At 53.6% G+C, this 14,379-nt stretch carries 17 protein-coding genes; 7 read left to right on the top strand and 10 right to left on the bottom strand.

Annotated features, from left to right (window positions below; all coding sequences use genetic code 11):
* Positions 1 to 16 precede the first annotated feature (16 nt).
* The 5 genes from EOV40_RS00975 to EOV40_RS00995 form a co-directional block, all read right to left on the bottom strand.
* Positions 17 to 694, bottom strand: coding sequence for a M48 family metallopeptidase (locus tag EOV40_RS00975; RefSeq protein WP_128106169.1), 678 nt, complete (start codon positions 692 to 694; stop codon positions 17 to 19).
* 69 nt (positions 695 to 763) lie between these two features.
* Positions 764 to 1,216, bottom strand: a complete 453-nt coding sequence (locus tag EOV40_RS00980; RefSeq protein WP_128104785.1) for a YcgN family cysteine cluster protein — start codon at positions 1,214 to 1,216, stop codon at positions 764 to 766.
* The gene (locus EOV40_RS00985) at positions 1,213 to 1,650 is read right to left on the bottom strand and encodes a spermidine/putrescine ABC transporter permease (protein WP_128104786.1); all 438 of its coding nucleotides are present in this window, start codon (positions 1,648 to 1,650) and stop codon (positions 1,213 to 1,215) included. The genes EOV40_RS00980 and EOV40_RS00985 overlap by 4 nt, the downstream gene beginning before the upstream one ends.
* Complete coding sequence (locus EOV40_RS00990; RefSeq protein WP_128104787.1) at positions 1,632 to 2,744, bottom strand: extracellular solute-binding protein; 1,113 nt, start codon at positions 2,742 to 2,744, stop codon at positions 1,632 to 1,634. The genes EOV40_RS00985 and EOV40_RS00990 overlap by 19 nt, the downstream gene beginning before the upstream one ends.
* A 35-nt stretch (positions 2,745 to 2,779) precedes the next feature.
* Entirely contained in the window at positions 2,780 to 3,895 is a 1,116-nt protein-coding gene (locus EOV40_RS00995) for an ATP-binding cassette domain-containing protein (protein WP_128104788.1), read from the bottom strand.
* Between the two features lie 73 nt (positions 3,896 to 3,968).
* On the opposite strand from EOV40_RS00995, the gene EOV40_RS01000 reads away from it, so the two are divergent.
* The 7 genes from EOV40_RS01000 (at position 3,969) to EOV40_RS01030 (ending at position 8,362) form a co-directional block, all read left to right on the top strand.
* The gene (locus EOV40_RS01000) at positions 3,969 to 4,271 is read left to right on the top strand and encodes a hypothetical protein (protein WP_003625602.1); all 303 of its coding nucleotides are present in this window, start codon (positions 3,969 to 3,971) and stop codon (positions 4,269 to 4,271) included.
* A gap of 39 nt (positions 4,272 to 4,310) precedes the next feature.
* Positions 4,311 to 4,736, top strand: coding sequence for a phage holin family protein (locus tag EOV40_RS01005; RefSeq protein WP_003629184.1), 426 nt, complete (start codon positions 4,311 to 4,313; stop codon positions 4,734 to 4,736).
* A gap of 133 nt (positions 4,737 to 4,869) precedes the next feature.
* On the top strand, positions 4,870 to 5,364 hold the full coding sequence (locus EOV40_RS01010; RefSeq protein WP_050819044.1) for a MarR family winged helix-turn-helix transcriptional regulator: 495 nt from the start codon (positions 4,870 to 4,872) through the stop codon (positions 5,362 to 5,364).
* A 22-nt stretch (positions 5,365 to 5,386) separates the two neighbouring features.
* Positions 5,387 to 5,581: a DUF1656 domain-containing protein gene (locus EOV40_RS01015; protein WP_019088863.1), complete on the top strand. Its 195-nt coding sequence runs from the start codon at positions 5,387 to 5,389 to the stop codon at positions 5,579 to 5,581.
* Positions 5,582 to 5,607: 26 nt separating this feature from the next.
* Positions 5,608 to 6,519, top strand: a complete 912-nt coding sequence (locus EOV40_RS01020; RefSeq protein WP_003625609.1) for an HlyD family efflux transporter periplasmic adaptor subunit — start codon at positions 5,608 to 5,610, stop codon at positions 6,517 to 6,519.
* 9 nt (positions 6,520 to 6,528) lie between these two features.
* Positions 6,529 to 8,055: an efflux transporter outer membrane subunit gene (locus EOV40_RS01025; protein WP_050819045.1), complete on the top strand. Its 1,527-nt coding sequence runs from the start codon at positions 6,529 to 6,531 to the stop codon at positions 8,053 to 8,055.
* Positions 8,033 to 8,362: a hypothetical protein gene (locus EOV40_RS01030; RefSeq protein WP_244296957.1), complete on the top strand. Its 330-nt coding sequence runs from the start codon at positions 8,033 to 8,035 to the stop codon at positions 8,360 to 8,362. Before EOV40_RS01025 ends, EOV40_RS01030 begins: the two co-directional genes overlap by 23 nt.
* A gap of 5 nt (positions 8,363 to 8,367) precedes the next feature.
* Here the strand turns inward: EOV40_RS01030 and EOV40_RS01035 are convergent, their stop codons facing one another.
* From EOV40_RS01035 to hpnC, 5 genes are all read right to left on the bottom strand, one after another.
* The gene (locus EOV40_RS01035) at positions 8,368 to 9,081 is read right to left on the bottom strand and encodes a phosphorylase family protein (RefSeq protein ID WP_128104789.1); all 714 of its coding nucleotides are present in this window, start codon (positions 9,079 to 9,081) and stop codon (positions 8,368 to 8,370) included.
* A gap of 4 nt (positions 9,082 to 9,085) precedes the next feature.
* Positions 9,086 to 11,056: a squalene--hopene cyclase gene (gene shc / locus EOV40_RS01040; protein WP_128104790.1), complete on the bottom strand. Its 1,971-nt coding sequence runs from the start codon at positions 11,054 to 11,056 to the stop codon at positions 9,086 to 9,088.
* A 66-nt stretch (positions 11,057 to 11,122) separates the two neighbouring features.
* A complete protein-coding gene (gene hpnE, locus EOV40_RS01045; RefSeq protein WP_128104791.1) occupies positions 11,123 to 12,421 on the bottom strand; it encodes a hydroxysqualene dehydroxylase HpnE in 1,299 nt (432 codons plus the stop codon).
* Positions 12,422 to 12,442: 21 nt separating this feature from the next.
* The gene (gene hpnD / locus EOV40_RS01050; protein WP_128106171.1) at positions 12,443 to 13,321 is read right to left on the bottom strand and encodes a presqualene diphosphate synthase HpnD; all 879 of its coding nucleotides are present in this window, start codon (positions 13,319 to 13,321) and stop codon (positions 12,443 to 12,445) included.
* 98 nt (positions 13,322 to 13,419) lie between these two features.
* Complete coding sequence (hpnC, locus tag EOV40_RS01055) at positions 13,420 to 14,280, bottom strand: squalene synthase HpnC (RefSeq protein WP_050819050.1); 861 nt, start codon at positions 14,278 to 14,280, stop codon at positions 13,420 to 13,422.
* Positions 14,281 to 14,379 lie beyond the last annotated feature (99 nt).

The raw sequence follows: 14,379 nt of genomic DNA on the forward strand, positions 1-14,379 counted from the left end.
AACTGCAACAGGATGTTTATCGAACAGCCTGTAAAATAGCCCCAAAATGTCGCAGCCAACTTTCAGCTTGCTGTCTATGAGGGGTTAATCTGTCAACCATTTTCCAGAATTGGAGACTATGATTCATATGTTGTAGATGGCTTAATTCATGGGCAATCAAATAATGGCGTACAAAAAATGGTGCCATTACGAGCCGCCAAGACAACATGATACGCCCAGAAGAAGAACAACTGCCCCAGCGGCTTGATGTGTCACGAATATCCAAGCGTGTAGGGTGTAGCCCGACAGTTTGGGCCATCTGGTGTATTTCTTCAGCGAGAACTTTGGTTGCGTATTGTTTGAGAAAGTTTTCTACCCGGCGGGCAAGAAAAGAGGGGTCTCCGCTTACAAAAAGGCACTCATTTTCTAGCCATGCACCTCCTTTGCGATCAGGCGCATGGCAAATGAGATAATCTTTGTCTTGAATGGAAATTTTGGAGCCAATTGTAAAGCGCGGCGTCTGTACTAATTTTTCAAGTCGCGTTGTTATCCAGTGTGCTTGTTTATGTAAAAATGCCAAGGCCTGTGTGTGCGGAAAATTTTTTGGTAAAGTAACAAGCACAGCCTGTTCTTTTGCAGAAATGCGTATGATGCAGCGTTTGGCTTTTGTTGAAATACGCCAGATTATTTTTGCAGCACCATACCCTTGCAACATCACGTGGTCTGGCCAGGAGGAATTCTCTTTATAATTCAAGAAAACATCCTTTCTGGGTAAAGATTTTTACTAAGATTCCTCAGCAGGAAGGCCGGGCCAACTGACAATGTAGTCTTCCAGTGCACCTGCACGTCTTTCACTTACGCAGCGTCCTGCAGCAGATTCACCGGCAGTGATAACAGATTCAGCAGTATGCGTCAGCAATGGGTGCCATTGTGGCAGGCCTCGACCTTCTGAAAGGCGGCGATACGCACAGTCTGGTGGCAGCCAATCAAGTTCAGGAATCATTTTCGGTGTCAGAGTAATACAGTCTTGCACTTTGCGGTGGCGTTGCGCGTAGTCAGTGCATTGGCAGGTTTTTACATCTAGCAGGCGGCATGCAACAGATGTGTAATGCAGTTCTTCTGTGTCATCATCACGCAGTTTATGCAAACAGCAGCGCCCACAGCCATCGCACAGGCTTTCCCATTGCTCTGTGCTCATTTCTGCAAGTGGAGTGGTTTCCCAAAAAGGTTCTGTCATTGTGCAATGCCAAAAAAGAGGGAGAGAAAAAAGCTTGTGAATAAAGGTTTTTTAAGAAGAGGCCAGATAATGAGCCGTAGGCAGGTGCTGCGGTTGGCTCCTAGCTCATGCGCTGTTGGCCCCCATGCTTCTGGTAGGGTTTGAAGTTTAGCCAGCGGCCAGAGGGCAAGTAAAGGCAAGCTTAAAGCGCCCTGTAAAAAAGGAGTATAGGATGCGTTGGTGATAACGGGCAGGAAAATACCCAGAACTGATGTAGGAATAAATAGCATAAAGAATGAAATATAAAAAATACGCCCAGCATGTGTGGCAAATGCCAGAATAAGCAGAACAAACATCAGAAATATGCTTGTCATACTTATACTGACAAATCCCCACCAAAAAGAATAAGGCAACGCGATGTGCATGAGAGAAGGGATCACTTGCGGAGCGCCCATTGTTCAAAATGTTCTGCAATGATGTTTAAGTGATTTATCCAAAAGATATCATCAACAACAAGCGGAGCTGCCAGGTGGCGTAAGTTGTTATCTACGGCCATATCTCTCATAGAGGGTAGAGAAGGCCATGCATTGGAAAAAGCCTGTTGCTGCTGTGCCTGATCAAGCCATGATACAAAACTGAGCGCGGCAGCCGTGGAAGCGGAGCTATGAGGCACCCCCCATCCATAGCGTATCTGTAGGCGTTGCTGCCAGCATATGCCAAACCGTTTGGTGTCTCCTACGGTTGTGTTCAGCATTTCTCCTGTGGGGGCCAGTCCCATCAGGGCGCCTCCACTTTTTAAAATCTGTCCGGCTTCTTCCGGGGTGGACCACCACACAATGTAAGGGCGCAACTGATCCAGTTTTCGGAAGGCGCGCATTAACCCGTCTTGGGTATTGAGTGTGCGGTACACCATTTCAGATGGCACACCGTCAGCCAGCAGGGCAATTTCCAAGGTTGTGCGCGGGTCACGTCGTAAGCTGCGGCGGCCCGGATGGCGGGCAACATCCCAAAAGTCACCCCAGTTGGGGGGCGTATCAAAACGTGAGCTATCCCACGCAATGGCATAATCAATGCTGGTTGAATAATTAGGTTCTGCGGCATCTTCAGGTAAAGGGGCAAGTAAGCCTGCGCTGCCACCTAGCGCCAGGCTGCTATTTTCCATCATGACGGCAGCCCAATGTTTGGGATTGGTTTTTTCCTGCTGCTGAAGAGCAGTGAGAGATCCGTCCCACCCGGAAGTTATGATGCGATGATGTGTCTGACGCGTGTATCCGGCAAAAAGGATTTTTTTCTGTGTCTCACAAATCTTGCCCGAGAATGTCAGAACCCTTAGGGCGGCGTCTGTATGCGCAACCGCGTGTTTACGTGCAGAGCGTGCCAGAACCGTGTGGGGAGCAAGAGAGATTACACCGCCGCCCAACCCAGCTAGCAGGGCTTTCCGTCGGGAGATGGTCCCGGCAGAAGGCTCTTGTTTCTGAGAGTGGGGTGACGGAGTCCCGCTGGAGCGACCGTGCAGGAAAGAAAAAGAAAACAGGGTAACCTCGCGCATATAGTGCAGCCAGATGAAGGCAGGTTAGTTTAGCCTTATTTTGCATCCATCGGAAAGGCGATAGCGTTCTGTGGTTGCCAGGCCAAGATGGCTTTGTTGCCTGGGCGTAGCTCACGCGGCAAATGTACCAGTGGCCGGTGGGCTATAATTTCTGTTCCATCCAAAGTGCGAAAGCGCATGGCAATGGCGTGGCCAATGTGGTGGGCCGAAACAAGAGTGCAGGCAATATCAGTTTTGTCTTCTATTTCAAACCCGCCAGAGCGTGGAAATAAAACAGAAAGACGGTCTGGCAGGATGCAGATGCTGGCAAGGTCATTTTCTTCCAGATTGTAATCGGCCACAGCCTTTACTGTCTCGCCTGATGGTAGGCGTAGTTCGGCAATGTCATCTTCTATAAGAAGTACCTTGCCGCTGATCACATTGGCATCGCCAAACTGTTCCGCCACGCTCAGGCAAGCTGGGCGGTTTAGAAGGGTGGCAACATCTCCTATTTGTAACAGGGTGCCATTTTGCATAATGCCAATCTGGTCTGCCGCCATCATGCAATCCTGTTTCTGTCGTGAAAGCAGTAGAATGCTCAATCCTATGGCATGGCGTAACCGGTCCAGAAACGTGATTGCACGGCGGATGGTTGGCTGATCCATTTTTTCGAAAGGCTGGTTCAGAACCATAACATCAGGCTGTGTAATCAGGGCACGGGCGAGCTGTGTCCGAAAGATCTGTTCTGCATTGAGTGTGCGTGCCGGTTGGGCGCGCAGGGCTTCCAATCCGGTTAGGGCCAGTATTTCAGCCCCGCGGTGTGAGACCTCTGTTTTATGGAATGTGCCATTGGCGCGGAGGGGCAGGAGAATATTGTCCAAAACGGAAATATGCGGAAACAAGGGCGCATGCGGACCTATTGTTGCCAGTTTTTTATGGCCTGATGTGCCTAAGTTATATGGTGTGCCATTAATTTCTATCTGCTCAACCGTGCAGGGGCGTCTGCCGGCCAATGTTTCTGCCAGATAGGTCAGATCCTCATTGTCCTGCCCGATTCCCAGTATGGCTGTGCAGCTTCCCGCCGGTAGAGAAAGCGTGAGGGGTTGTGCGTTGTGAAAGAACGCTAGATTGTGAACCGCCAGTGCTGTGGATGAGCCATGCGTGGTATGCATGCAACTATGTCCCTTTCCGTGGGTTAGAAGTAAAGTGCACTATATTTCAGGCAGGTAAACGGAGGTTTCTTTCATGTCTTCAGATAAAATCAAAGAAGTAAAAGCAGCAGGCGAAGCCGCAGCAGACACGGCACGGGACGAATTGGAAGCCGTAAAAGCACATCTTGAACGCCTTGTGACCCAGCATCTGGTGCCCGCACTGGGCCGCGCAGGGGATAAAGCCGGTACGCTGAAAGAGCAGGCGGTTGCCAATGCGCGCGAACTGGCCGATCATGCACAAAGCGATCTTGCTAAGCGTAATCGTGGTCAGTCTTCCTGGTTGTCCATTGCCATTTCCGGCGTGGTGGGCTTTATCCTTGGGCGTCTGTCACGCTGACGCTTGTGCGTCATCTGAACAAAGGTAGCCTCGGAGCCCATGCGTATCTTTGATCTTGGTAAATCCGCCCTGAATGCTCAGTCCAACCTGATGCAACAGATGGCCATACGATACGGCAAGCAGGCCGTATTGTTGGCAATGGCGGCAGTATTTGGACTATTTGCCCTGATTACAGGGCATGGGCTCCTTTGGGTGCTTCTGGTTTTTGTGGGGCATTTTGGCCCAGTAGGCGCGGCCTTTACGGTATTCGGCCTGGATCTCTTTGTAGCTCTGGTTTGTGTACTGTTTGGCCGCCGCTCTTACCTGACAGTTCAGGAAGTGGAAGCCCGCATCGCCCGTGACCGCAACATCACCATGATGCGCGACTCCATGACCATGGCAGCTGTAACAGCAACCGTTGCAACAGCCATGGGCCGCGGCGGATCCCGCAAAGTGTGGGACGTTGTGCGGCGGAAAAAGGACTGAAATCGTCCACTCTGGACGAAACCATAGGTTCCATTCCAAATTTGCATTGGCGCGCAGGATTTTTTCTGTAAATGATGGCGCTGTCTTTCGTGAGTGTGCAAATTGTTTGCACGCTCACTAGTGTGGGTAGGGAATGGAACCGAATCATCATCCCGTTATGGCCAATGAGCCCCGCCGTTTCTTTGGATACAGGCTGGCGCGTCTTGCTGCTGTGTGGCGGCGGGAGATTGATGCCGATCTGCGGGCCTTTGGCCTGACAGATGCCACATGGCGGCCCATTTATTATCTAAACTTCTCCAAAACACCTATGCGCCAGACAGATCTGGCCCGCTCCCTCTCTTTGGAAGCCCCTTCACTTGTGCGGCTTTTGGATGTGTTGGAAAAGCGCGGCTACGTGGTGCGTGAAACGGATGAAGAAGATCGCCGCTCCAAATTGGTCAGCATTACGGAAGAAGGGCGCAGTGTTGCTGCTCTTGTCAGCCGCGTGGCTGATGAAGTGACAGCCCGCCTGACGGAAGATGTTTCCAGCCAGGAGTTGGAAGAATGCTGCGGCGTTCTTGACCGGGTTGAGCAAGCCGCCCAAAACCACCGGGATACTGTTGGTGGTGATAAAAGAGGCGTGCGGTAATGCCAGTTTCCAGAACAGTGCCATGCTAGCTGAATTCAATATTTTTGGTGTTTTTATTGCACCTATTGTCGTGTACGCCCTAGCGGCGCTGCCGATTACAATGTTTGTTCGCTTCGTGTTGTGGTGGAGCGGCCTTCTGGGCTGGTTCTGGCATATCGCGTTGTTTGAAGTATCGTTATACGTCAGTATCCTTTGCCTGCTGATCCTCTACGTCTGACCCGAAAAGGCTTTTGAGTCTCCGCAATGCCCCTTCTGCGCACCCTGATACGAGTTGTTCTGACCCTTGCGGTCGTCTCACTGGCCATCGTTCTGGGGATTACCCTGTGGAACGTGTATATGATTGCACCCTGGACCCGAGATGGCCGTGTGCGTGTGTACGTTGTGGACGTGGCACCTGAAGTTTCCGGCACCGTGGTGCAGATTCCCATCGTGGATAACCAGTTCGTGCATAAGGGTGACCCCCTGTTTGTGCTCGATCCGGTGCGTTTCCGTCTTGCTATCCGTGAGGCACAGGCCCGGCTTGACGGTGCTTTGGAAGATTTGAAGCTGAAACGCAACGATGCCCGCCGCCGTATGGGCTTGGGTGGCATTGTGTCGGCCGAAGAACAGGAAGTCTTTAACTCTAATGTGGCAACGCAGATTGCATCTGTTGATGCCGCACGCGCTGCCTTGGATGTGGCTAAACTGAACTTGCAGCGTTCGGTTCTGTATTCTCCGGTAAATGGCTACATCACTAACCTGAACTTGCGAGTGGGTGATTACGCGTCTGCCGGGCAGGCCCGTATGGCCGTTATCGATTCCGACTCCTACTGGGTTTACGGGTATTTCGAAGAAACAAAGATGTGGGGCGTGCACGTGGGTGATGAAGCCCGCGTTAAGCTGATGGGCTACAAGCCTATTCTTACAGGCCACGTTGTCAGCATTGCGCGCGGTATTAATGATACCAACGGCACACCAGATAAACTTGGGCTGCAGGATGTGAACCCGATCTTTACCTGGGTGCGTCTGGCGCAGCGTATTCCTGTGCGTATTCACATTGACCATGTGCCCGATAGTGTCACGCTGGCGGCAGGCATGACGGCAACTGTCAGCGTAGGCCCTGAACCCAGAGGCCGCCGCGGAAAGTTGACGACCTGGCTGCAAGATCATCTGTAAGCGCAGGATATGAGACAGAACATGAAGGGTCGTCGTCGCCTTGGGCTGTTTCTGGCAACATCCATGTTGTTGTCAGCCTGTACCGTAGGGCCAAATTATCAGCCAGACCGCATGAAGGTTCCGGCCGCGTTCAAGGAGACGGAGGAAGAGCATCCGGCTACACCTGAAGAAATTGAACGCACCAATAAGGAAATGACAGAGTGGTGGTCTTTGTTCAAAGACCCCATTCTAACCCGCTTGGTTGAGGATGCCATTAAAGGCAACTATGACCTGCAAATTGCCGGGCAGCGTATTTTGGCTGAGCGGGCTATTCGTGATCGGTCTGCCGCGCAGTGGTATCCGCAAATGGATGCCAATATGGGCGGTGGTGATGTGCGCTATTCCATCAACATCGATAACTGGCCAATCCGCCCGGGCAACCCTCAGAACCGGCCAGAAGCCTCCATGCTTACATATGGTGTGATGGCATCGTGGGAGCTGGACATGTTCGGGCGTATCCGTCGTGATGTGGAAGCGCATGAACATCAGGTGGAAGCCAATATTGAAGGCCGCCGTGCACTGCTGATGGGGCTTTTGTCCGAGCTTGCGTCTGACTATATGTTGCTGCGCGTGACACAGCTGCAGATCAAGATTGCCACAGATAACATTCGCGTTGCCAAGGATGCGCTGGACCTAACCAACAAGCTGTATCTGGAAGGTGTGGGTAACACCCTGCAGATTGCACAGGCGCAGGCAGAAATGGATGCGCAGATTGCTGCGCGTGAGCCGCTCAAAACGCGTGTTTCCCAAGTGACACACGCCATTGCGGTGTTGTTGGGCAAAATGCCGGGTGAACTGGAAGAGGAGCTGAAGATACCGCGGCCTCTGCCAATTGTGCCGGAATTTCCTGCCACACTGCCATCCATTGTTATTGCCAACCGTCCGGATATCCGTATGGCAGAGCGGCAATACGCCGTGGCTACGGCTCAGATTGGCGTAGCTGTTGCCAACCTGTACCCACACTTTGTGGTGCCGCTCACCTTTAACCCCAATGCATCCGCCATGTATCAGGCGTTTCAGGCAAATGCGATGAGCTGGCAGTTCCTGCTGATGGCCAGTATGCCATTGATGCACGGCGGCAAGATGACAGCGGAAGTTCGTGCAGCACAGGCTGCGGCAGAAGCTGCACGTCTGACATATCGCCAGACAGTGCTGCAGGGCTTTAAGGAAGTGGAAGATGCCATGGCTGCATGGCATGATGACATTGAATATGCCGAACAACTGCATAAAGCCGCAGAAGATAGTGCAACTGCCAGTGAGCGCGCGCGTAAACTCTATGGTGCCGGTCTGGTAGGATTTTTGGAAGTGCTGACAACGGAACGCACAACCTTGAACGCGCAGAACATGGAGGCGCTTGCCAAGCTCGAGCGTCTGCGTGATGCGGTAAACTTGTACACGGCTCTGGGTGCTGGGTGGAAAGGCGTTGCCCTTACCAACACCACGTTGCCCGTATCACTTGAAACGCAGAACTTCCTTGCCCGCGCCTTCAAACAGTAATCTCGATCAGAAAAACGCCCTGGCGTCACCTTACGTCAGGCGCGTTCTGCTTATTGCTTTGTTAGTGGGCGGTGGTTTTACGCTGATGTGCGTTACCGGCTGGCTGGCGGTAGCATATAGCCACCCGCAAGATAGCTGGGCCATGCTGGCTTTGCGATGGGTGTTCCCTGTTTCAGGCGCTATCATGGTAGCGGCCGGGTTTGTGTTTCTCAATCGCCCGGTAGCACAGAATGTCTGGGAAAGTTTTGAAGCATCCTCAGATGATGAGGACGCAGATGAAATTGTATCCGATATGAATGGGCGCTAAGCGAATCAGCTGCCAGCAAGCCGTTTGAAAGCTGGCGTTTGTGCCCGCGCTGTTAGAAACGAGATCATGGCCTTACGTGCCAGAGCGGCATCCTGCCCAAGGTGAATAAGCCCACCAATCTGTGTAGGGTGGCGTAAGACATCACATATCAACTTGCCGATTTGCAGCCCCCCTTCAGGGGAAAGAACCGATCCTGCAATAGGGGGCAGGGAACGGTCTGCTGGATCGCACACAACCCGCAGTACCGCAAAAGGTAGACCAGCTTCTTCTGCTGCTTTGGCAAGAAAACCACTTTCCATATCCAATGCAGGGCAGTGAGATTGCGCAAAAAGCTCTGCCTTATGGGCTGCATCCATCACAACAGTATCACTATGCAGCAACGTACCGCCCTGCACACCGGTCTGATCTCCACCTAAAATATGGCGCAAGGTGGCATCGCACACGGCATCTGCACCCCAGCAAGAGACTTTCTCGGGGATAACAATGGTGCCAGCAGATAATGCAGGGTTGAGCCCGGCAGCCAAACCAAAGGAAAGCAGGCAATCAGCCCCGCTGGCCACTAATCTGGCAGCCTCCCGCTTTGCTCCGGCATGTGTGGCACCACTGGCTGCAATGGCAGCATGAGGGAAAATAGAACGTATAAGGCGTGCTTCCGCTTTTAACCCCACCAAGATGCCGGGGCGAGATGGGGAAGGCTGCGCAGAAACTGATGATGTCATTGATTTAGAACCCAAAGGAAACGCGTCGGCTATTGCTGTTTTCAAGGTTGCGGTATCGGGCTAACGCCATCAGTGGGAAGAACTGCTTGTAGCCGTGGTAACGCAGGTAAAACACTTTGGGGAAGCCAACAGCATTATAGGGGTCTTCGTGCCATTCCCCGTTAGCATCCTGCTGGTCTGCCAACCATGAGATCCCGCGCGCTACGGCCGGATCATCCCGACGTCCTGCAGCCATAAGGCCCAGAACAGCCCATGCGGTTTGTGAGGGCAGGCTTTCACCATATGTACCGTGTGGGCCGCCTTCATAAGATTCACATCCTTCACCCCAGCCACCATCTGCACGCTGAACGGAACGTAGCCATTCCACGGCTTTCACCACGGCTGGGTCATCGTGAGAAACGCCAGCAGCATTCAGGGCGCACAGGGCAGACCATGTGCCGTAAATATAGTTTGTGCCCCATCGTCCAAACCAGGAGCCATCTTTTTCCTGCTCTTTGCGCAGATACTCCAGCCCGCGCTGGATAACGGGCTCATCTTCCGGGTTGCGCAACTGGGCTAAAAAGGAAATGCAGCGCGCAGTGACATCTGCTGTCGGTGGGTCCAGCAACGCGCCATGATCGGCAAAGGGAATGTGGTTGAGCACATCCTTGTTGTTGTCGATATCAAAAGCGCCCCAGCCGCCATCTGTGCTTTGCATGCCCACAATCCATGTGCGCGCGCGCTCAATGGAGTCAGCATTTGCAGGGTCGCCTTCACGGTGCAGCAACATGCCCACTACGGCTGTATCATCCACATCTGGATAATAGTCGTTTCCGTATTGAAAAGCCCATCCGCCGGGAGCCAGATTGGGGTTACGAACAGCCCAATCTCCCTTCACGTTCAGGATCTGCTTGCTACGAAGCCATGCACAGGCTGTTTTCAGCTTACTAAGGGTTTTTTCTGGTGCAATTCCATCGGGGCCGGAAGCCGCCTCAATCATGGCATGGCCAGAAAGCCCGGTATCCCAAATGGGGGAAACACAGGGCTGGCAGTAAGCTTCATCGTCTTTTTCAACAATGAGGGCCTGCACGGCTTCCCACGCTGTTTTTGCACGTGGGTCTTCATCTGGCACGCCCATGGCCCGATACATCATCACCACGTTGGCCATGGCGGGGTAAATGGCCCCCAATCCATCTTTGCCATTCAGGCGAGGCTCGATAAAATCAAGGGCGGCTTGAATAGCCTTTTTATGTGTTTTTTCGGGAATAAACGGCACAACTGGCCGCAAAACGCTATCCAGCCCTTTAAAAACATATCCCCATGCAGAGCGATAAGGGCCGCGGATCCAGTCCTGCACTTTTTCTGGTGGCGTTACAAACAACTCCCGCACATGGACCTGGCGCGGGTTTGCAGCCACAGGGCGCAGGGCTGCCAGCACCAGAAGCGGGGCAATAACCGTGCGCGACCAGTAAGACATATTCCATACGGAAAAGAATGCCTTGGCAGGCAGAAGCATCAATTCCACCGGCATAACCGGGGTTGCACGCCACGGCACTTCCCCAAACAGAGCAAGCTGGGAGCGTGTGAACACGTTTGAGCGTTCTGCGCCGCCATGATCCAGAATGGCTTCTCGCGCACGTTGCATATGGGGGGCGTTAATATCATCTCCCACAGCTTTGAGCGCGAAATAGGCTTTTACAGTGGCCGAAAGGTCAAACTTGCCATTGTGGTAAAGGGGCCAGCCGCCGTGTTCTTCGCTTTGGATGCGGCGCAGGTAGATGGCAATTTTCTGCTCCAGCGCATCGTCAATCCTGTCCATGAAATGTTCGAGCAGGATATATTCAGCAGGAATGGTGGCATCGGCTTCCAGTTCATAAACCCAATGCCCATCATCTTGTTGGGCCTGACTGAGCGCCGTATGCGCACTAAGGACCGCACGATCCAGAGCCTCTGAAGAAAGGCGTGATTCGGAAAGAGCACTCCCATCGGCGGCCATGTCAGAAAATCCTTTCTGCTTGCAAGCGTAAAGCTGTTTAGAGCGCAGTGCGTTTTAAGGGATAGTTTACCGTGGGTGTTTGATGCCCAGAGTATGAACAGCCTGCACGCCAGACCGCATGGCCCCTTCAAGGGTTGCGGGCAGGCCGGTGTTTGTCCAGTCTCCGGCCAGAGCCAGATTTACCAAAGGTGTGGCTGGGCCGCAGCGCAAGCGGTTTTGTTCTGGCGTGGCGGCAAAGGTTGCGCGTTTTTCCCACACAACGCGTTGGGCTGCCGGTGCGGCCGGGAGGGGTTGCTCCAGCACGGCATCACAAGCGCGGCAGACTTCCTGCCAGATGGTGCGGGCCAGATCATCCTGATTCTGGTCTGCATAGCGGTTGGCGGCACTTACGGTAACGGACAGAATATTTTCACGCAGGAAAACCCATTCCGTTACACCACCAATAACGCCCATAAATCCACATTGCGCAAAAGAGCCTTGTGGAATGGGGCGCTCATCCAGCCGGAAATGCAGGTTTAGAATACTTTCAAATTCCGTTGGGGCAGTTATGCCAGCAATCTTGTTGGCCAACAGCGTGTGCGCTACAGGGGCGGGCACAGCCATGATGATGGAATCATCAGGCCCCAAGATAATGTCTTCTTCGGGGGTATGCAGGGTTGTAATGCGGCCGCGCGCTTCTTGCACGCCGGTAATACGGCTTTGGGTGCGTACTTCTACATTCATATCCTGCAGGTGCTTGAGGGCCGGATCTACCAAGGTTTCGGAAAGACCATCCTTGGCAAACCACGGAATACAGGCTTTCCCACCCAAGGAAAGGGATTCACGGATAACAGCGCCCAGCAATGCGGCACTTCCGGTATCTGTAAGTGTATTGAGGGCCGAAATAGCAAACGGTTCTAAAAGCCGCCGGGCCAGGGCACCGGGTAGCAGGCAATCTGCAACGGTTTCGTTTTCATCTGCATTCATCAGCCGGTAAAGGCTGCGCAAATCTGGAAGGCGCATATCCGGCACACGCCGATGCGGCTGGAACACCCACCACGGCATACGCCCGCGGGAGAGGTTTAATGTCCAGCGGGCATCTTCGGCAAGATCAACAAAGGGGAAGAGCGGTGCGTGGGGGCCTGTTAAGGTATCCAGCGCACCAGTAAGCCCCAGGTAACGGAAAACGGTTTTGTTGGCAGAAAGCAGCAGGTGGTTGCCGTTATCAATCCGGCAACCAAGCTGACGGTCCATATAAGAGCGTGCACGCCCACCACAGGCGCGGCCAGCTTCGTGCACGATAATACGAGGGCCGGAGCCAGCGGCTTCTACCGCAGCAGCCAAACCGGCCATGCCCGCGCCAATAATATGCAAAGTGCCTGTCATCACCGTTTCCTTGTCGTGCGATCAGGGAAGATAAGAGCAGGCGAGTGCGTAAACCTTACCCACGGTGGAGCTTTCTGGTAGCTGACGCAGCACATCAGGCCCCCAGCCACGTTTGCGCAGGTTTTTCAGCACCGTTTCATAGCTGGCGCCCATAATGCGGGCTGGCAACATGGTGCGTGGGCGGCAGAGCTTCATGGTGGCAAATGCCGTGGTGAAGTGGTCTTGCGCGCGGGCTGCGATAATTTTGGTAACTTCCTGCAAGCCGGGGGCGGTAAGCGCCTTTACCGGATCATGCGGCACGTTAAACCGGTCCAGCAGATCGGATGGCAGATACAGGCGGCCACGGGCGGCATCTTCTGGCAAATCACGCAGGATATTGGTCAGTTGCAGGGCGCGGCCCAGATGATAGGCAACTTTATTACCTTCATCGGAACATTCACCAAAAATACGCACAGACAAACGGCCAACAGCTGCGGCCACGCGGTCACAGTAAAGGTCCAGCGTTTTTTCATCCGGCGCCACAATTGGGCTAGAGGTATCCATCAGCATACCATCAATGATGGCATCAAAATCCGCCTGTTGCAGGGCAAAGAACGGAATGGCGGCCAGCAGAACGCGTTCTAGCGGTTCATGTGGGGTTTCAAGCCTGTCCTGATACAGGTGGGCAATCTTTTTATGCCACTCTTCCAACGCCTGCGTGCGTTCTGCCAATGGGGCGAGCCCGTCGGCAATATCGTCCACCACACGGCAGAAAGCGTAAATGGCATACATGCCGTAACGGCGCATGGGCGGCAGGATGCGCATGCCAGCGGCAAAGGATGTTCCTGCCTGTTTGACCGTGCTTTCCACCCAGGCAAGATCAGCAGGATCACACCCAAGGGGGGTCGGCTCGTCATGCATCTGGATGTCTGGGGTTGTCACGCGCTTCTCACTTGTTGTTCGATTGTCAAAGTTATTTGGTCAGGCTCTTTTTACAGAAGTTCTGCCATTCGGGAAGGTCATGCCCATGCCCGCAGGGCCGCAATGGCTGCATGCATGCCGTCTGCCCGGCGCAAGGCCACACGTCCTGCCAAGGGGTCTTCACGCCGTAGGCGGCGGGTCAGGCAGTGTGCTAGCTCTACAATAGCGGCGCATTCCATACGGAACCTGCGGTCACGGATATGGGCCGCTAAGGCGGATGCCTGCTGGTTCAGGGCATCCACGCCATCTAGCATGGTGTTGAAAACACGCCTCATGGCAGGGGAGGTGCTGCCCGCCAGCAGATCATCTTGCGATGTGCCACAGCGTTGCATCATGTCTGCCGGAATATAGCAGCGTTTCAGGCGTTTGAGGTCTCCCGCGCAATCCTGAAGGTGGTTCAGAATTTGCAATGATGTGCAAAGTGCATCGGAAGGAACAAAGGCTGCGGAAGATTCTTCATGCAGGCCTATCAGATAACGGCCCACAGGGTTGGCGGAATATCGGCAGTATTGCAGCAGATCATCCCATGTCTGATAGACATGCCCGCGCGAATCGTCACGGAAGGCAATCAGCAGATCGGTTGCTGTTTCAAACGGCACATGTGTTTGCAGCAAAGACCGGCGCAGTGTGGCCGCACTCTGGGCATCGGGCCGGTTGATAGGTTCGCGCTTGCCCAGCAGAACCTCTTCCATGGCATTCAGGCGTGTAATCTTGTCATCGGGGGCAAGAGCTTCGCTGTCTGCAATGTCATCAATAACGCGCGCATAGTCATAATAGGCATGCACATGCGGACGCAGCCTTTTGCTGATGAGCAGGGAGCCGACGGGAAAGTTTTCATCGGAAGCTCCCTTCCCGGATGAAACGTCTGCTGTTCCCCATACGCTGGTTGTGTTGGTCATGCCTGGCTCAATATGATTGCGCGATAAGGGCAGCCCCGTGATTTACATGAGGCTGCCGGGAATGCCTATCCCTTAACTGCGGCCCTGCCCAGAGGGGAA

The sequence above is a fragment of the Acetobacter oryzoeni genome (genome assembly GCF_004014775.2).
GTDB lineage: Bacteria > Pseudomonadota > Alphaproteobacteria > Acetobacterales > Acetobacteraceae > Acetobacter > Acetobacter oryzoeni.